The sequence below is a fragment of the Duganella sp. CT11-25 genome (assembly GCF_047302815.1).
In the GTDB taxonomy this organism is placed as follows: Bacteria; Pseudomonadota; Gammaproteobacteria; order Burkholderiales; family Burkholderiaceae_D; genus Rugamonas.
Map to the genome: position 1 here is coordinate 3,320,395 of NZ_JBKBFD010000001.1, position 17,806 is coordinate 3,338,200.

Annotated in this window: 16 protein-coding genes; 8 read left to right on the forward strand and 8 right to left on the reverse strand. The window is 65.4% G+C overall.

Annotation, left to right across the window (positions count from 1 at the left end; genetic code table 11):
* Positions 1–125: 125 nt before the first annotated feature.
* The 3 genes from ACEN9F_RS14230 to ACEN9F_RS14240 all read right to left on the reverse strand — a co-directional run bounded on the left by ACEN9F_RS14230 (position 126) and on the right by ACEN9F_RS14240 (position 3,035).
* Positions 126–1,406 (reverse strand): TRAP transporter large permease, encoded by a 1,281-nt coding sequence (locus ACEN9F_RS14230; protein WP_413420675.1) that lies wholly within the window; start codon positions 1,404–1,406, stop codon positions 126–128.
* Positions 1,403–1,975 carry a TRAP transporter small permease gene (locus ACEN9F_RS14235; protein WP_413420676.1) on the reverse strand — a complete coding sequence of 191 codons (573 nt, stop codon included), beginning with the start codon at positions 1,973–1,975 and terminating at the stop codon, positions 1,403–1,405. The genes ACEN9F_RS14230 and ACEN9F_RS14235 overlap by 4 nt, the downstream gene beginning before the upstream one ends.
* Positions 1,976–2,048: 73 nt before the next feature.
* Positions 2,049–3,035 carry a TRAP transporter substrate-binding protein gene (locus tag ACEN9F_RS14240; protein WP_413420677.1) on the reverse strand — a complete coding sequence of 329 codons (987 nt, stop codon included), beginning with the start codon at positions 3,033–3,035 and terminating at the stop codon, positions 2,049–2,051.
* Positions 3,036–3,160: 125 nt separating this feature from the next.
* Here ACEN9F_RS14240 and ACEN9F_RS14245 point away from each other — a divergent pair, with 125 nt between their 5' ends.
* Both ACEN9F_RS14245 and ACEN9F_RS14250 read left to right on the forward strand, forming a co-directional pair.
* Positions 3,161–5,185, forward strand: a complete 2,025-nt coding sequence (locus ACEN9F_RS14245) for a two-component system sensor histidine kinase NtrB (protein WP_413427058.1) — start codon at positions 3,161–3,163, stop codon at positions 5,183–5,185.
* Positions 5,186–5,188: 3 nt separating this feature from the next.
* Positions 5,189–5,776, forward strand: coding sequence for a response regulator transcription factor (locus ACEN9F_RS14250; RefSeq protein ID WP_413420678.1), 588 nt, complete (start codon positions 5,189–5,191; stop codon positions 5,774–5,776).
* Positions 5,777–5,787: 11 nt separating this feature from the next.
* Here ACEN9F_RS14250 and ACEN9F_RS14255 read toward each other — a convergent pair whose 3' ends face one another.
* The gene (locus ACEN9F_RS14255) at positions 5,788–7,545 is read right to left on the reverse strand and encodes a DUF885 domain-containing protein (protein ID WP_413420679.1); all 1,758 of its coding nucleotides are present in this window, start codon (positions 7,543–7,545) and stop codon (positions 5,788–5,790) included.
* Between the two features lie 45 nt (positions 7,546–7,590).
* Positions 7,591–8,679, reverse strand: coding sequence for a tRNA epoxyqueuosine(34) reductase QueG (gene queG / locus ACEN9F_RS14260; protein ID WP_413420680.1), 1,089 nt, complete (start codon positions 8,677–8,679; stop codon positions 7,591–7,593).
* Positions 8,680–8,740: 61 nt separating this feature from the next.
* Between queG and tsaE the strand changes: the two genes are divergently transcribed.
* From tsaE to ACEN9F_RS14275, 3 genes are read left to right on the forward strand one after another with little or no spacing between them, the layout of a single operon-like run.
* Positions 8,741–9,226: a tRNA (adenosine(37)-N6)-threonylcarbamoyltransferase complex ATPase subunit type 1 TsaE gene (tsaE, locus tag ACEN9F_RS14265; protein WP_413427060.1), complete on the forward strand. Its 486-nt coding sequence runs from the start codon at positions 8,741–8,743 to the stop codon at positions 9,224–9,226.
* A complete protein-coding gene (locus ACEN9F_RS14270; RefSeq protein ID WP_413420681.1) occupies positions 9,190–10,602 on the forward strand; it encodes an N-acetylmuramoyl-L-alanine amidase in 1,413 nt (470 codons plus the stop codon). Before tsaE ends, ACEN9F_RS14270 begins: the two co-directional genes overlap by 37 nt.
* A gap of 23 nt (positions 10,603–10,625) precedes the next feature.
* A complete protein-coding gene (locus ACEN9F_RS14275) occupies positions 10,626–11,465 on the forward strand; it encodes a D-hexose-6-phosphate mutarotase (RefSeq protein WP_413420682.1) in 840 nt (279 codons plus the stop codon).
* Here the strand turns inward: ACEN9F_RS14275 and ACEN9F_RS14280 are convergent.
* Both ACEN9F_RS14280 and ACEN9F_RS14285 read right to left on the reverse strand, forming a co-directional pair.
* Positions 11,462–12,478 carry a carbonic anhydrase gene (locus ACEN9F_RS14280; protein ID WP_413420683.1) on the reverse strand — a complete coding sequence of 339 codons (1,017 nt, stop codon included), beginning with the start codon at positions 12,476–12,478 and terminating at the stop codon, positions 11,462–11,464. The genes ACEN9F_RS14275 and ACEN9F_RS14280 overlap by 4 nt on opposite strands.
* 139 nt (positions 12,479–12,617) lie before the next feature.
* A complete protein-coding gene (locus ACEN9F_RS14285) occupies positions 12,618–13,262 on the reverse strand; it encodes a VTT domain-containing protein (protein WP_413420684.1) in 645 nt (214 codons plus the stop codon).
* 137 nt (positions 13,263–13,399) lie between these two features.
* Between ACEN9F_RS14285 and ACEN9F_RS14290 the strand changes: the two genes are divergently transcribed.
* From ACEN9F_RS14290 to miaA, 3 genes are read left to right on the forward strand one after another with little or no spacing between them, the layout of a single operon-like run.
* Positions 13,400–14,329, forward strand: coding sequence for a peptidylprolyl isomerase (locus tag ACEN9F_RS14290; protein ID WP_413420685.1), 930 nt, complete (start codon positions 13,400–13,402; stop codon positions 14,327–14,329).
* 7 nt (positions 14,330–14,336) lie between these two features.
* Positions 14,337–16,310, forward strand: a complete 1,974-nt coding sequence (gene mutL, locus ACEN9F_RS14295) for a DNA mismatch repair endonuclease MutL (RefSeq protein ID WP_413420686.1) — start codon at positions 14,337–14,339, stop codon at positions 16,308–16,310.
* Position 16,311: 1 nt separating this feature from the next.
* Complete coding sequence (miaA, locus tag ACEN9F_RS14300; protein ID WP_413420687.1) at positions 16,312–17,268, forward strand: tRNA (adenosine(37)-N6)-dimethylallyltransferase MiaA; 957 nt, start codon at positions 16,312–16,314, stop codon at positions 17,266–17,268.
* Between the two features lie 9 nt (positions 17,269–17,277).
* Here the strand turns inward: miaA and ACEN9F_RS14305 are convergent, their stop codons facing one another.
* A complete protein-coding gene (locus ACEN9F_RS14305) occupies positions 17,278–17,682 on the reverse strand; it encodes a VOC family protein (RefSeq protein ID WP_413420688.1) in 405 nt (134 codons plus the stop codon).
* Between the last annotated feature and the right edge of the window lie 124 nt (positions 17,683–17,806).

Consider the following 17,806-nt stretch of genomic DNA (forward strand, 5'->3'; position numbering starts at 1 on the left):
AACAATTCTGGGCTCTTGCTACAAGGCATCATATCGTTATCTGCTTATCCCTTGAGAGCGACGCAATCATAACGTAAGTTTTTGGCTTTTTCCCAGCTTTTTTTGTAGCAAGAACAGGTACTACTTTAAGAGTAAATTAAATTGGGGAGCCATAAAGAAATTTGTGGTACATATGTGACCAATATCAAGAACGCAAGCATTGTCAGCAGCCAAGGCCACACGGCAACGGTCAATTCTGTTATGCCCATCTTGGTAATCCCCGAGGCCACATACAGGTTCAGGCCGACCGGCGGATGGCACATGCCCACCTCCATGTTGACCACGATCAGGATGCCGAAGTGCACCGGATCGATCCCCAGCTTCATCGCCACGGGGAACAGGATGGGCGCCATAATGAGCACGATCGACGACGGTTCCATGACGTTGCCGGCCAATAGCAGCAGCACGTTCACCACCAGCAGGAAGCTGATCACGCCCAGTCCCTGGCCGGTGATCCATTCCGCCATCGCCTGCGGGATATTTTCGCTGGTCATCAGGAACGAGAACAGGATGGCGTTGGTGATGATGTAGAGCAGCATGGCCGACATCGCCGCCGAATCCAGCAGCACCTTGCCCACCTGCTTGATCTTCAAGTCCTTGTAGACGAACACCGCGATGAAGAAGGCATACACGGCCGCCATCGCCGCCGCTTCGGTCGGCGTGAACGAACCTGAGTAGATCCCGCCCATCACGATGACGATCAGCAGCAGGCCCCAGGCGCTCTTGCGGAAGGTGCTCCAGCGCTCGCCCCAGCTGGCCTTGGCCATGCGCGGGTAGTCGTGCTTGCGCGCCAAGTACCAGGTGGTCAGGCCCAGGAAGAAGGCCAGCATGATGCCCGGCACCACGCCGGCCATGAACAGCTTGCCGACCGAGGTGTTGGTGGTGACCGAGTACATCACCATCACGATCGACGGCGGGATCAGGATGCCCAGCGCGCCGGAGGTGGTGATGACGCCGGCGCCGAAGCTTTTCGGATAGCCCTGGCGCACCATGGCCGGCAGGATGATGGAGCCGATCGCCACCACGGTGGCCGGCGACGAGCCCGACACCGCCGCGAACAGCGCGCAGGCCAGCACGCCGGCCAGCGCCAGCCCGCCGTGCCAGTGGCCGACCATCGAGCTGGCGAAGTTGATCATGCGCCGCGCGACCCCGCCGTGGGTGAGGAAGTTGCCCGCCAGAATGAAGAACGGGATGGCCATGATCTCGAACTTCTCGATGCCGGTGAACAGCTTCAGCGCCACCGATTCGATCGGCACCTGGGTCATGGTGAACAGGAAGGTCAGCACCGTCAGGCCGAGCGAGATGGAGATCGGCATGCCGGTCAACATCAGCGCCAGCAGCAGCACGAAGATAATCATGGCGTTCATGCTTTGGCTCCTTTTTCTTCCGCCGTCAGTTCGTCTTCCAGGCCCTCGACGTGCGAGTGGTCATGCTTGGGCAGCGCGCCGGTCTTGACGAAGGACACCAGCACCTGCAGGAAGCGGAAGCACATCAGGTAGGAACCCAGCGGCACCGCCAGGTAGACGATCCACATCGGCATCTCCAGGTCGGCCGAGGTCTGGTCGGTCTGCGACATGTGCAGCACGAACGTCGCGCCCAGCGTGCCGACGATGGCGGTGAAGGTGGCGCCGGCCAGCAGGCCGAAGACGATGAATTTGTTGCGCCAAGGCGTGTTCATGCGGTTGATGAGGACGTCGACGCCGACGTGGATGCCGGTGCGTACGCCGTAGGCCGCGCCGAACTTGGCCATCCAGACGAACATATAGATGCAGGCTTCCTGGGCCCAGCTGGTGTTCAGCGTGATCAGGTAATCCTGCAGGCCGGGAATCGGCAACCCGGACAGGTAGCGGTGCAGCACCGCCACGAAGATCAGGATGGTTGCCGCGGCCATCAGGGACGCGATCAGCCATTCTTCGAGCTTATCGAGGAATTTCATGATGTAACCTTCTAGAGGAGGACGGAAACGGGACGGTCTTGCGCCGCCCCGTGGCAGCTTGTTGCCTGACGATTTACTTGGCTGCTTCTTTGTTGATCGCGGAGATCAGGTCTTTGCCGATGCGGCCTTCCATCGATTGCTGCACCGGCAGCAGGGCCTTGCGCCACTCCGCCTGCTCTTTCACGCTCAGCGTGTAGATCTCGGTCTTGCCGGTCTTCTTGATGGCGTCCATCGCCAGGTCGTTGTCGCGCTGGGCGATCGCCTTCTCGAAGGTGGTGGCATCCTTCATGGCCTTGTCCAGCGCGGCGCGGATATCGGCCGGCAAGCCGTCCCAGAACTTCTTGTTGACGATCACCGCATAGCCCAGGTAGCCGTGGTTGGACACGGTCACATATTTCTGCACCTCGTGCATCTTCTGGGTGTACATATTCGACGGCGGGTTCTCGGTGCCGTCCACCACCCCGGTCTGCAGCGCCTGGTAGACCTCGGAGAAGGCCAGCACCTGCGGGTTGGCGCCCAGCGCGCGCATCTGCGCGTCCAGCACCTTGGACGACTGGATGCGCATTTTCAAGCCCTTGAAATCGGCCGGCGCGCGCAGCGGCTTGTTGGCCGACATGACCTTGAAGCCGTTGTCCCAGAACGCCAGGCCGGTGATGCCCTTCGGCTCCAGCTTTTTCATCAGGCCCTTGCCGATTTCGCCTTCGGTGACGTTGTACAGCGCGGTTTTCGACGGGAAGATATACGGCAGGTCGAACGCTTCGAATTCCTTCACGCCCAGCGGGCCGAACTTGGCCAGCGACGGCGCCAGCATCTGCACCGCGCCCAATTGCAGCGCCTCCAGCTCTTCCTTGTCCTTGTACAGCTGGCTGTTCGGGTAGACCTCGACCTTGACGCGGCCGTTGGTGGCCTTCTCCGCCAGCTGCTTGAAGCGCTCGGCGGCCTGGCCTTTCGGCGTATCGGTGGCCACTACGTGGCTGAACTTGATAACGATAGGAGCTTGCGCGTGGGCGCTGAAGCTCAGGGCGGCGCTCAGGACGAGCAGGACGGATTTCAGTTTCATGGAGTCTCCTGGGGGTTTAAAGTTACACTTGTTCTAGTTTGAATCATTCTTGCCATCCGTGGCAAGGCTGGCAATTGTGGAAAACCACAATGCCCTTCCCAACCCAAGGATATACCCTGATCGCCATGTCCGCGCCAACCCTCACGCCATCAGTCCGCCGCCCCCAAACCAGCTATGTGCTGCGCTGGCTGCTGCCCGTCATGCTGGTGTTGTTTTTCCTGGCGATCCTGATCTGGTTGCCATGGCAGGCGCGCCAGATGGAGAGCAACGAGCGCCAGGAACAGCTGATCGCCGACACGCTGTGGGTCGAGCAAACCATCCGCTTCCAGCTGGGGCGGGACGAGGAAAGCCTGCGCGGCCTGGCGCTGGAGATCAGCGCCGGCCGGCTGTCGCCGGCGCTGCTGCACGAGCACATGGCGCGGCTGCTGAAGAACGGCCATGAACTGCTGCGCGTGGTCTGGCTCAAGCCGGACGGCGCGCCGGCCGCCAGCAGCGATCCGCTGCCGGCGCCGGTCGAATTGACCGAGGCCTCGAAAGCCACCGCCGACATCACCCGCAAGACGCGGCGGCCGATGTACACCCAGCCGGAAGCGCAAACGCCCGACCAGTCGGCCGCCCCCGCCGCCGTGCTGATGGACTACCACGTGCCGCTGTACCGCGGCGACGACTACCTGGGCGATCTGGTCGCCACCTACAAAACCAGCGCGCTGCTCGACGAAATGGTGCCGTGGTGGTTCGCGCAGGACAACCAGGTGACGCTGGTCGACCGCGACGACAAGGTGCTGGCGCGGCGCGCCGCCGCCGGCCCCGGCCACGGCGTCTACACCCACAAGCGCGCGCTGGACCTGCCGGGCGCCACGGTCACGCTGGTCACCGACAGCGTCAAGAGCGAGCCGCGGCTGCTGCCCAACCTGCTGGTCGGCTCGGTGATCGTGCTGTCGCTGGGATTGCTCTGGAGCTTGCTGGCCCTGTGGGGCCACATCTCGCGGCGGCTCGCGGCCGAAGGCGCGCTGCGCCAGCAAATGTCGTTCCGCACCGCGATGGAGAACTCGCTGGTGACCGGCCTGCGCGCGCGCGACCTGGAAGGGCGCATCACCTACGTCAATCCGGCGTTCTGCCAGATCGTCGGCTATCCGGCCGAGGACATCGTCGGCAAGCTGCCGCCCATGCCCTACTGGGCGCCGGAAGCGATGGCCGAATACCAGACCCGCTTCGCCAACGTGCTGGCGGGCAAGGTCACGCCGCAGTTCGAGACCGTCTTCCAGCGTCCCGACGGCGAGCGCGTGCCGGTGCTGATCTTCGAGGCGCCGCTGGTCGACAAGGACGGTCGGCAGACCGGCTGGATGGGTTCCATCCTCGACATCTCGGACCGCAAGCGCATCGAGGAACTGAACCGCCAGCAGCACGAAAAGCTGCAGGCGTCGGCGCGGCTGGCGACGATGGGCGAGATCGCCTCGATGCTGGCGCATGAGCTGAACCAGCCGCTGGCGGCGATCTCCAGCTACACCACCGGCGCGCTCAACGTGCTGGGACGGGCCGAGGCCGGCGGCGACGCGGTCGATTGCGGCGTCCTGAAACCGGCGCTGGAACAGGCCAGCGCGCAGGCGCAGCGGGCCGGCCAGATCATCCGCAGCGTGCACGAATTCGTCAAGAAGCGCGAGCCGCTGCGGCAGTCGATCGCCATCCCCTCGCTGCTGGACGGCATCCGCGCGCTGATCGACCTGCAGGCGCGCCAGAGCTACGTCTCGTTCCGCGCCGACATCCCGGCCGACCTGCCGATGGTGCGCGCCGACCGCGTGATGATCGAGCAGGTGCTGCTGAACCTGACGCGCAACGCCATCGAGGCGATGCAGCACATCCCGCCGCAGCGGCGCGTGCTCAACGTGGTGGCCGGGTACGACGCCGCCACGGCGCAGGTCAGAGTGGCGGTGATCGACCAGGGCCACGGCATCCCGCAGGAAGTGGCGGAGCGGCTGTTCTCGCCGTTCTTCTCGACCAAGGCCGAAGGCATGGGCATGGGCCTCAACATCTGCCGGACTGCGATAGAATTCCATGGCGGCTCGCTGAGCTACCGCCCCAATCCGCAAGGCGGAACCATATTCACGTTCGTCCTGCCGGCGGCGCCGGTGGAGACGGAACAGGAGACATAACAGATGCTGCATATCGTCGATGACGAAGCGGTCGTGCGCGACTCGCTGACCTGGCTGGCCACTTCGCGGGCGATCGCCTCGCGCGCCTACGACTCGGGCGCGGGCTTCCTCAAGCAGGTGGAGGCGGGCCAGTTCGACGCCGGCGGCGACTGCGTGCTGCTCGACGTGCGCATGCCGGACATGAACGGCGTCGCGGTATTCGATCAGTTGAGCGCGCGCGGCCTGATCCAGCGCATGCCGGTGATCTTCCTGACCGGCCACGGCGACGTGCCGATGGCGGTCGACACCCTGAAGCGCGGCGCCTTCGACTTCTTCGAAAAGCCGTTCAACGACAATCAGCTGATGGACCGCGTGCAGGAAGGCCTGGCCAACTCGCGCCAGGCCAGCGAAATGGCGGCGGTGCACGCGCGCCTGGCGACGCTATCGGTGCGCGAACGCGAAGTGCTGGACCTGATCCTGGCCGGCAAGATGAACAAGGTGGTGGCCGACCAGCTCGGCATCAGCATGCGCACGGTGGAAGTCCACCGCGCCCACATCTTCGACAAGATGCAGGTCAAAACCGCCGTCGAGCTGGCCGGCCTGCTCAAATAACCTTCGGGGTTTTAGGCGGCCTTCTGCCTGGCGATCCATTCGTCCACGACCTGTTCCAGCACCGGCAGCGGCACGTTGCCGGTCTCCAGCACCGTGTTGTGGAAGCCTTTGATGTTGAACTTGTCGCCCAGCGCCGCCTTCGCCTTGGCGCGCAGGTCGAGGATGCGGATCATGCCGATCTTGTAGGCGCACGCCTGGCCGGGCATGACCACGTAGCGGTCCACTTCCGCCGGCGGGATGCCGAAGTCGATGCCCTGCTGGCGCGTCCATTTCATCGCGTGCAGGCCGGTGTCGACCACCAGGCGGCGCGCGCGGAACAGTTCCGCATCCAGCTGGCCCAAGCGGCCGACCACATCGTCGCCGTACCAGCCGTTCTCCGACGCCAGCTGCTCCGCATACAGCGCCCAGCCCTCGCCATACGCCGAGCCGACGCCGAACACGCGGTCGCGGCGATAGCGCGGCAAGCCGTTGTTCTCCTGCTGCAGCGCGACCTGGAAGTGGTGGCCCGGCACGCCCTCGTGATACACCAGCGTGCGCATGCCGACGATGCGGAAATCAGGCCCCGGCAACGGCGCCCAGAAGATGCCCGGGCGCGTGCCATCCTTGGCCGGACCGGTGTAGTGCGCCGCCGCCGTCTTCTCCGTGAAGACCGGCTCGCGCTTGACCACCACCGGCGCCTTCGGCGTGATGTCGAACAAGTCCTTCGCGCGCGCCTCGGCGTCGCGCAGCACTTCGTCGTAGCGCGCCAGCAGCTGCGGCCGCGGATCGGCGTCCTTCGGCTGCTGATCCTTCTCCAGCCTGGCGATGCGGTCCTTGATCGAACCCTCGGTGTAGCCGATCGATACCAGCAAGCCGTCCATCTCCTTCTCGATGCGCGCCACTTCCTTCAGGCCGATGTTGTGGATCTGCTCCGGCGTGTAGTCGGTCGACGTCATCTGGCGCAGCACGACCGCATAGGCCTTGTCGCCGTTCGGCAGACGCCACAGGCCGGCGTCGTTGTTGGTGCGCGGCAGCTGCTCCTTCAGCAGGGCGCGCGTGCTCTCGAATGCCGGGATCACCGACTGCTTGACGATGGCCGTCGCCTCGGCGGCGAACCTGGCCTGGTCTTCCGCGGAGACATCCTTCAAGCCGCTCATGCGCTGCGTCAGCGTGGCGACGAAGACGTTGTGCTCCGGCGCGCCGTCAAGGAAGCGGTCCAGCTGGCCGATCGAGGCCTGCGTGATAAAGGTCGGCATCAGGATGCCGCGCATGGCCACGCCGCGCGACTGCACGATGCCGGTCTCGATCTTGCCGGCCACCGCCTTCAGGCGCACCAGGTAGTTCTCGACGTCGCGGCGATTGCGGATCGGATGCGCCTGCGTCAGGAAGTTCACGATCTGCACGTGCACGCCGGTGAACTGGTTGAACACGAAGTTGTAGTCCATGTACGGATACGCATCGACCGTCGCCTGCAGGTTCCAGGCGATGGTGGCGGCGCTGGCGCGCTGCTGCGGCGTCAGCGTCTTCTGGTTGATCCTGGCCAGCTGCGCCAGCGATTTCTTGGCGTTCGCCACTTCGCCGGCGCGGTAGACGATGGTGTTCGGCGTCAGCCTGCGATCCAGCGCGTCCTGCTCCCTGCCGTCGAAGTACTGCTTCTGCGTGGCCTGCTCAGGGTCGCTGCGGACCTTGGCGTTGGCGACCTTGTCGGCCCAGTCGTCGAAGCTTGTGGCTTGTGCGGCGATGGACAAGGATGCGCCGGCGAGCAGCGCGATGAATTTAGTTGAAGTCATTACATTGGGCCTTTGTAAGGAAAGAACCCAGCGAGTGTAGCCCAGTCAGACGTGGCAGGCCAGCGCCCATTCGACATGCTCGCGCACCAGCGCCGACGGGTTGTCGCGCCGCGCCAACAGCGCGGCGACGATGGCCGCGTCGCCCTTGGCGCCGGCCGCCGCCGCGTTGCCCAGGCCGACCGCGAGATTGCGCAGCCATCGCTCATGGCCGATGCGGCGTATCGGACTGCCTTCCATCTTGCGATTGAATTCGTCCTCGCTCCAGCCGAACAGCTCCACCATCGACGCCGAGCCCAGGCCATGCCGCTCGTCGAAGTCCGGCAGCACCGCGCGTTGCGCGAACTTGTTCCACGGGCAGGCGGTCTGGCAATCGTCGCAGCCGTAGACGCGGTTGCCGATCAGCGGGCGCATCTCCGGCGGGATCGCGCTTTTCAGTTCGATGGTCAGGTAGGACACGCAGCGCCGGGCGTCGAGCCGGCCCGGCCCGAGGATGGCCTGGGTCGGGCAGATGTCGATGCAGGAGGTGCACTGGCCGCAATGGGCGCCGGTCGGCTGGTCGACCGGCAGCGGCAGGTCGACCAGGAATTCGCCCATGAAGAACATCGAGCCGGCCGTGCGGCTCAGCAGCAAGGTATGCTTGCCGCGCCAGCCCAGGCCGGCCTTCTCCGCCAGCGGCAGCTCCATCACCGGCGCCGAGTCGGTGAACACGCGGTAGCCGAAGTCGCCGATCTCCGCTTTGACCTTGTCGGCCAGCTGCTGCAGCCGCGCGCGCAGCACCTTGTGGTAGTCGCGCCCCCGCGCATAGACCGAGATCACGGCCGCGCCGGGATCGGCCAGGCGCGCCGCCTCGCGCTCGCGCCAGTCGCTTGCCGTGTCCCCCGGCAGGTAGTTCATGCGGGCGCTGACCACCCGCACCGTGCCCGGCACCAGCTCCGCCGGGCGGGCGCGCTTCATGCCGTGGGCGGCCATGTAGTCCATCTCGCCGTGCATGCCCGCGTCCAGCCACGCCTGCAGGCCGGCCTCGGCGTGACTGAGGTCGATATCGGTGATGCGGATTTCGGCGAAGCCCAGCTCCACACCCCAGCGCTTGATGCTGAGGGCAAGTTCGGCTAAATTGGATTCAGGCAGGGACATCGGCGGGGCAATAAGAGCGGTTACAATGGCTGGCAGTACCACCAACACCACATTCTATTCGATGCAGCACTTTACAGCCCATCTCCACGACGAAGAAGGCACCGCCGCCCTAGGCGCGGCGCTGGCGCGCGCGCTGGCGCCCGGCCTGGCGATCCACCTGCACGGCGACCTCGGCGCCGGCAAGACCGCCCTCACCCGCGCCCTGCTGCACGCGGCCGGCCACGTCGGCACGGTCAAGAGCCCGACCTATACGCTGTCCGAACCGTACCAGATCCGGCTCGGCGAGCGCACCGTCAACGTCATCCATTTCGACCTGTACCGCATGGGCAGCGCCGAGGAATTCCTCGACGCCGGCTTCCGCGAGGATTTCAACGGCGACAACATCTGCATCGTCGAATGGCCGGAAAAGGCCGACGGCGTGCTGCCGCCGCCCGATCTGAACCTGTTTTTGACTGTGGCCGGCCACGGTCGTGATGTAGAATTGCAGGCGTCCACCGCCCTGGGTCATTCATGCCTTCAACGCCTCAAATTCGCTCCCAACATGTGAGCGCCAACGCCGTCTCCCGGCGCACCGTCCTGAAGGCCGGCGCCACCCTGCTGCTTTCCGTTGTGGCGCCGATCCGCGCCTACGCCGCGCAAATCCTGGCGGTGCGCGTCTGGCCGGCCGAGGACTACACCCGCGTCACGCTGGAAAACGACGCCGTGCTCAAGGCCACCCACTTCATCGTCAAGGACCCGGAACGCATGGTGGTCGACATCGAAGGCCTGGAGCTGAACCCGACGCTCAAGAGCCTGGTGGCCAAGATCCAGTCCAACGACCCGTACATCAAGCAGGTGCGCGTGGGCCAGAACCGGCCCAACGTGGTGCGGCTGGTGTTCGACCTGAAGGAAGAAATCACGCCGCAGGTGTTCACGCTGGCGCCGGCCGGCAACTACAAGCACCGCCTGATCTTCGACCTGTATCCGGTCAAGCCGGTCGATCCGATCGCGGCGATGATCGAAAAAGGCGACTGGTCCAACGACGGAAAGGGCAAGGCCGAGATGCCGCCGCTGAAGCCGGGCGAGGCGGAAGCCGTCGCCGCCGCGCCGCAGCCGCCGAAGGAACAGCTGGAAGCGCTGAAGCCGGACCTGAAGGAAGAGCCGCGCGCGGAACTCCGAAACGAACTGAAAACCGCCGAGGCGCAGGCCAAGGGCGACAAGCCGGGCAAGCTGGTACGCATGCTGACGGTGGTGCTGGACCCCGGCCACGGCGGCGAAGACCCCGGCGCCTCCGGCAAGAACGGCAGCCGCGAGAAGGATATCGTGCTGTCCATCGCCAAGCGCCTCAAGGCCAGGATCGAGGAATATCCGAATATGCGCGTGATGCTGACCCGCGACGGCGACTACTTCGTCCCGCTCGGCACGCGCGTGGAAAAAGCCCGCAAGGTGCAGGCCGACTTGTTCGTCTCGATCCACGCCGACGCCTTCGTGCAGCCGTCCGCGCGCGGCTCGTCGGTGTTCGTGCTGTCGGAAAAAGGCGCCAGCTCGACGGCGGCGCGCTGGCTGGCGGACAAGGAAAACCTGGCCGACACCATCGGCGGCGTCAACGTCAAGAGCCACGACAAGCAGCTGGCCAGCGTGCTGTTCGACCTGTCCACCACGGCCCAGATCAACGACAGCATGAAGCTGGGCAGCTCGGTGCTGGGCGAGATCGGCGGCATCAACCGCCTGCACAAGGGATCGGTCGAACAGGCCGGCTTCGCGGTGCTCAAGGCGCCGGACATCCCGTCGATCCTGATCGAGACGGCCTTCATCTCCAACCCGGAAGAAGAAGCCAAGCTGCTCGACGAGCGCTACCAGAACCAAATGGCCGATGCCATCGTCAAGGGCATACGGCGCTATTTCGCAAAGAACCCACCGCTGGCGAAGAACCGGCTTACTTAACCGATCACCTCACTGGAAGAGACATGGCTGTTGTAACGATGACCGAATACGGCGCGCTGCCGGCAGTACAAATCACCGCGGCCGACGGCGCGCAGGCGACGGTGTCGCTGTTCGGCGCGCACCTGCTGTCCTGGAAAACCGCCGACGGCCAGGAGCGCCTGTTCGTCAGCGCGCAAACGCCGCTCGACGGCAGCAAGGCGATCCGCGGCGGCGTGCCGGTCATCTTCCCGCAGTTTAATGTGCGCGGCCCCGGCCTGCGCCACGGCTTCGCGCGCGTCAGCACCTGGCGCCTGGCCGGCAGCGGCGGCGACGGCGGCAGCTCCTTCCTGGAATTCAGCCTCGATCAGAACGACCTGTCGCCGGAACACGCGCAAGCCTGGCCGCACGCCTTCGCGTTGACGCTGCGCTTCACGCTGCACGGCGACGCGCTCGATGTCGCGTTCACGGTGAATAACACCGGCGCCCAGGCCTTCCCGTTCGGCGTCGCGCTGCACACCTATTACGACGTCGGCCAGCTGGCGGCGACCAGCATCAGCGGCCTGCAGCACCAGCAGTACACCGACCATCATCTGAACACGCTGGCGCAGGAACATCCGGCGCTGCACTTCACCGAGAAGCACGACCGGCTGTACAAGTCGACGCCGGCGCTGACGCTGAACACGGCCAACGCCACGCTGCGCCTGGAGCAGCAAGGCTTTAGCGAATGGGTGGTGTGGAATCCGGGCCGGGCCGATGCCGCCGCGCTGGTGGACCTGGCGGACGACGAGTACCTGCGCTTCGTCTGCATCGAACCCGCGCGCATCGACCAGCAGCCGCTGGAAGCCGGCGCCGCCTGGACCGGCAAGCACCGGATCTGTGTTTAGTTCGACTCTTTAATGATGCGGCCGGAGCTCGGCTGGGTAGGCCGCGCATTCAATGGATAGAGGCGGCTGAACAGCGCCATCTGCGCCGGCGAAGCCTGCACCGGCTCTTTCATCACCAGCCACAGCACGCCCTCCTGGCATGGCGGCGTGGTCATCGACCCCATGAAGGTGAAATACTCGCGCTTCGCCGGCAGCAGGTCCATCGGATCGAGCTCGATGGCCGGCGCCAGCGTTTCCAGCTTCTCCAGCGGCAGGTTGTTCCACACCGTCTGGATCACCGGCTGCGGCTTGCCGCGCTCCAGCAGCAGCGCCAGCATGGCGATGCGGCCCTCGCCGTCCTTGTGCACCAGGTGCACCACCATCTCGTAGCCCTTGCCGTTGATGCGCTCCTCCGACGGACGATGGAAATGGAACTGGATCAGCTCATACGTGCGGTTGTTGACCGTGATGAAATTGCCGCTGCCGACCATCACCTGCACGGTCTTGCCGTTGTCGGTCACGTTGAACGAAGAAGGATGGTAGTCGAAGGTGATCTGCTCCAGCTCCACCTTCATGCCGTCGCGGATATCGATCGGCGACTGGCGGTTGCCGTCGCCGCACTTGGCCCACGCCGGATTGATCTTGCCCCAGTTGGCCGGGCCGTACTCGCCCTCGTACGACCAGACATTGCTGAACACCTTGGGCGGCGGCGGCGCGGCGGCGGCAACGGCGGCGGCCTTCTTGGCCTTGGCCGCGGCGGCCACGCGGGCCTGCTGGTTGGCGCGCATGATGGCCAGGCGGGCCGCGATCTTGGCCGACAAATCCGCTTCCGCCTCGGCCTCGCGTTCGCGCTCGGTCAGCTTGCGCGCGGGCGCGGACGACGCGCCGGAGGCGGACGAAGCGCCGCCGGACGACATGGCACCCGCACCGCCGACCACCGCCGATTTCGTCGACGGCGAAATGAGCGGATCGTTTGCGCCGCTGGCGGCGGCAGCGACGCAGCAGCAGGCAATCAGGGTGAGGAGAGTGCGCATGGGTGTCCAGAAGTAAAGGAATTACATACTGGTTTACGGATGCATTTGGGCAAAACTTGAGACGTGCCGGCCTTGCACAGAGAAATTATTTCCACAACAACACGCCGCGCGGCCCGCGCAGCGTGCATGCATGCGGATTTCAGCGCGTCTGCAGGCGACGCACCAGCTTGTACACGCCGCCCAGCGCCATCGGCACGACGGCCACGCCGACGCCGACCAGGACGATCTCGGTCAGGTGGTCGCGCACGATCGGCATGTTGCCGAAGAAGTAGCCGGCCGTGGTCAGCAGCACCACCCACAGCACGGCGCCGGAGATGTTGTACAGCTGGAAGCGGGTATGGGTCATGTCGGACACGCCGGCCACGAACGGGGCGAAGGTGCGCACCACCGGCACGAAACGCGCCAGCACGATGGTCTTGCCGCCGTGTTTCTCGAAGAACTCGTGGGTGCGGGTCAGCGCGGCCTTGTTGAGCCAGCGGTAATCATGGGTAAACACCCGCTGGCCGACCTTCTCGCCTATCCAATAGTTGACCGTATTGCCGGTGATCGCCGCCACGCTGAGCAGCACCATCAACAGCGGCAGGTTCATTTCACCGACCGCGCACAGGGCGCCGGCGATGAACAGTAAGGTGTCTCCGGGGAAGAAAAACAGGACGACCAGGCCGGTTTCACAGAAAATGATGGCAAACAACACGACATAGATCAGCGTTCCGTATTGTTGAATCAGAACTTCCAATGTTTTGTCGACATGAAGGATCATGTCAAAAAATTGCATAAAATCCATATTCTTCCCATAAAGTGTGCGCCGGAATCATACACCACCGGCGGCGCCGCGGCGGAAGTTTCCAGCCCCATGATATCCAGTTTACAATCGTCCGAGCCCCCTCAGCAAGCGGGCTCGACCAACTAAGGAGATTCCGGATGTCTTTGACCCACCTGTTACGCACCCTGCCCCTCCCTGCCCTGGCCATCAGCCTGGGTGCGGCCGCTTCCGTTGCCGCCGCCGACCTGCCTGTCCGCGCCAGCGCCGGCGACATCATCAAGACCTCGCAGCCGTCCGACTGGCGCCCGCTGGACCCCGACAACACGCTCTATATGGAGCTGCCGACCGGCCGCGTGGTGATCGAGCTGGCGCCGGAATTCGCGCCGCTGAACGTCGCCAATATCAAGACGCTGGCCAGGGAACGCTATTACGACGGACTGGCCGTCAACCGCTCGCAGGACAACTACGTGGCGCAGTGGGGCGACCCGAACGCCGAGAAAAATCCCAAGCCGCTCGGCTCGGCCAAGGCCAAGGTGCCGGGCGAGTTCACGGTGCCGATGTCCAACGACAGGCACTTTGTGCGCCAGAAGGACTTCGACGGCTATGCGCCGCAGGTCGGCCATTCGAACGGCTTCCCGGTCGGACGCGATCCGAAGGCCAGGACGACCTGGCTGGCGCACTGCTACGGCATGGTCGGCGTGGGGCGCGACAATGACACCGACAGCGGCAACGGCGCCGAGCTGTATGCGGTGAACGGCCACGCGCCGCGCCACCTGGACCGCAATATTACGGTGGTTGGCCGGGTGGTGTCGGGCATGGCGCTGCTGGCGACGCTGCCGCGCGGTGGTGAGACGATGGGCTTTTATGGTGAGAGCGAGGCCCGCCTGCCGATCAAATCGGTGCGGCTGGCGGCCGACGTGCCGGAGGCGGAGCGCAGCAACCTGGAAGTGATGCGCAGCGACGCGCCGATTTACCAGAAGGTGATCGAAGCCCAGCGCAATCGCGGCGGGCCGTGGAATAAATACGCGGCCAACTACGTCGAACTGTGCAACGCCACAATCCCGGTGCGCGAGCGGCCCAAGTTATAATCGCGGGATGAACGCTCCAGACACCTCCTCCCGCGCCCCGCGCCCCATCCAGGCCCTGCCTGATCAGCTGATTTCACAAATCGCCGCCGGGGAGGTGGTCGAGCGGCCATCCGCCGTGGTCAAGGAGCTGCTGGAAAACGCCCTCGACGCGGGCGGCACGCAAATCACCGTGCGGCTGGAGGAAGGCGGCGTCAAACGCATCGCCATCACCGACAACGGCCGCGGCATCCCGCCCGAGCAGATGCCGCTCGCGCTGGCGCGCCACGCCACCTCCAAGATCGCCTCGCTGAACGACCTGGAAAACGTCGGCACGCTGGGCTTTCGCGGCGAGGCGCTGGCCTCGATCGCCTCGGTCGCCGCCGTCACGCTGACCTCGCGCACCGCCGACGGCGCCCACGCCTGGGAAATCGTCGGCTCGCACAACGGCGCGGTCGCGCCGTCGTCCGGCGCCCAGGGCACCACCGTCGACGTGCAGGACCTGTATTTCAACACGCCGGCCCGCCGCAAGTTCCTCAAGTCCGAGCAGACCGAATTCGGCCACTGCGCCGAAGTCGTGCGCCGCATCGCGCTGGCGCGGCCGGACGTGTCGTTCTCGCTGAGCCACAACGGCCGCACCATCGACCACTGGAACGTCACCGAAATGGCCAAGCGCAGCGCGCACATCCTCGGCGACGGCTTTGCCGAGGCGCGCCTGGCGCTCGACGAATCGGCCGGCCCGCTGCGCATCCACGGCTTTGTCGGTTTGCCGACCGCCTCCAAGGCGCGCGCCGACGGCCAGTTCTTCTACGTGAACGGCCGCTTCGTGCGCGACAAGGTGCTGGTGCACGCGGTGAAAGCCGCCTACCAGGACGTGCTGCACGGCGACCGCTTCCCTTCCTACGTGCTGGCGCTCGATCTCGATCCGGCGCTGGTCGACGTCAACGTCCATCCATCGAAGATCGAAGTGCGCTTCCGCGACAGCCGCGCGGTGCACCAATTCGTGTTCCACGCGGTGCAGCGCACGCTGGCGCAGACCTCGGCCACGTCGCACGGCAGCGTGCCGTCGCCGCTGCCGGCGGCCGAAAGCCTGGGCAGCTCCACCTGGCGCGGCGAACAGACGTCTTTCGGCTCGCTGCTGGCGCCGGCGGTATTGGATCCCAACTACGCGCCGACGTTCTCGCCGTCGCCGTTCGGATCGCGCGACGGCGGCAGCGGCGGTGGCGCGGGCAACGGCTACCCTGCGCCGCGCTTCGGCGCTGCGGAAGGCGGCGTCGCCCAGAGCACGGAAAAATACGGCGCGCTGTTCGGCGGCGCCGGTCCGGTCAGCAGCTACCGCGCCGAGTCCGACATGGCGCTGCCGCAGGCCAGCCCGTTCAGCGTCTCGCCCGCCGCGATGGCGCAGGAAGAATTCCCGCTCGGCTTCGCGCTGGCGCAGCTGCACGGCATCTACATCCTGGCGCAGAACGCCAAGGGCCTGGTGCTGGTCGACATGCACGCCGCGCACGAGCGCATCCTGTACGAACAACTGAAGACCGCGCTGGACAGCCGCGTCGCCGGCGAAGAGATGCAGGTGCAGCCGCTGCTGATCCCCGTCACCTTCTATGCCGACGCGGTGGAAGTCGGCACCGCCGAAGAACACCAGGAGACCTTGCAGGCATTGGGCTTCGACATCGCCGTACTGTCGCCGACCACGCTGGCGGTGCGCTCGGTGCCGGTGCTGCTGAAGAACGCCGATGCCCAGACGCTGGCGCGCGACGTGCTGCGCGACGTGCGCGAATTCGGCGGCTCGCGGGTACTGATCGAGCGCCAGAACGAACTGCTCGGCACCCTGGCCTGCCACACGGCGGTGCGCGCCAACCGCATCCTGGCGACGCAGGAAATGAACGCCCTGCTGCGCCAGATGGAAATCACCGAACGCGCGGACCAGTGCAACCACGGCCGCCCGACCTGGGTGCAGGTCGAAATCGGCGCGCTCGACAAGCTCTTCCTGCGCGGCCAATAACATGGGCGCCACAGTATCAAAGCCGCTGGCGGTCGCCATCATGGGGCCGACAGCGTCGGGCAAGACCGCGTCCGCGCTGGCCATCGCCGCGCGCATCCCGTCCGAGATCATCTCCGTCGATTCCGCGCTGGTGTATCGCGGCATGGACATCGGCACCGCCAAGCCCACGCGCGAAGAGCTGGCCGCCGCGCCGCATCACCTGATCGACATCATCGACCCGCTGGATGCGTACTCGGTGGCGCAGTTCCGCATCGACACGCTGCGGCTGGTCGACGACATCGTCGCGCGCGGCAGGCTGCCCTTGCTGGTGGGCGGCACCATGCTGTATTTCAAGGGCCTGGCGGACGGCCTGGACGACCTGCCCGGCGCCGATCCCGCGGTGCGCGCCGCGCTGGATGAAGAAGCGTCCCGTCTCGGCTGGCCCGCCATGCATGCGCGCCTCGCCGCGGTGGACCCGGAGACCGCCGCGCGGCTGGCGCCGGCGGACTCGCAACGCATCCAGCGCGCGCTGGAAATTCATGCCCTGAGCGGCAGGCCGATGTCTGAATTGCTGGCCCAGCGCGAGAAGACCGAGCTGCCCTTCGATCTGCTGTCGTTTGCGCTCGAGCCATCCGACCGCGCCGTGCTGCACGAACGCATCGCGCGCCGCTTCGACCTGATGCTGGAAGAAACGCCGGACGGTAACCTGCTGACCGAAGTGGAGACGCTGCGCCGCCGGGGCGACCTGCATTTGGGCCTGCCGTCGATACGCTGCGTCGGCTACCGCCAGGCATGGGAATACCTGGACGGCAGCATCGACTACAAGACCATGCGCGAGACCGGCATCATCGCCACGCGCCAACTGGCCAAGCGCCAGCTGACGTGGCTGCGCTCGATGCCGGACCGCGTGGTGCTGGACTGCCTCGCGCCCGATCCGGCCGGCGCCATGCTGGCGCGGATCGCCGACCGGCTGGGCTAGACAGCTGAATTACGCCTTCGGCGGCTCGCCGCTCATATACACCAGTTCCCACAGGTGACCATCCAGGTCCTGGTAGCCGTGGCCGTACATGAAGCCGTGGTCCTGCGGCTCCTTGTAGGCGCTGCCGCCGGCCTCGATGGCCTTGTTGACCAGCGAGGTCACCGCGTCGCGCGACTCCACCTGCAGGCAAACCAGCACCTCGGTCGACGCGCGCGCGTCGGCAATCGGTTTCGGCGTAAACTCCTTGAAGCGCGCCTCGGTCAGCAGCATGACGAAGATATTCTCGGCCACCACCATGCAGGTGGCGCTGTCGTCGGTATAGTGCTGGTTGAAGCTGTAGCCCAGATGGGTGAAGAACTTGACCGACGCCTGCAAGTCGCGCACCGGCAAGTTGACATAGATATTGGTAGCCATGTTGTCCCCGTTAGAAAAATAATCACACGCCAGGGGCCAGAATACCAATATGCCAACGTTTTGACGACTGCCGCGCGATCCGGCGCACTTTTTTCAAAAAAGTTTTGGGTCGGTCTTGACAGTC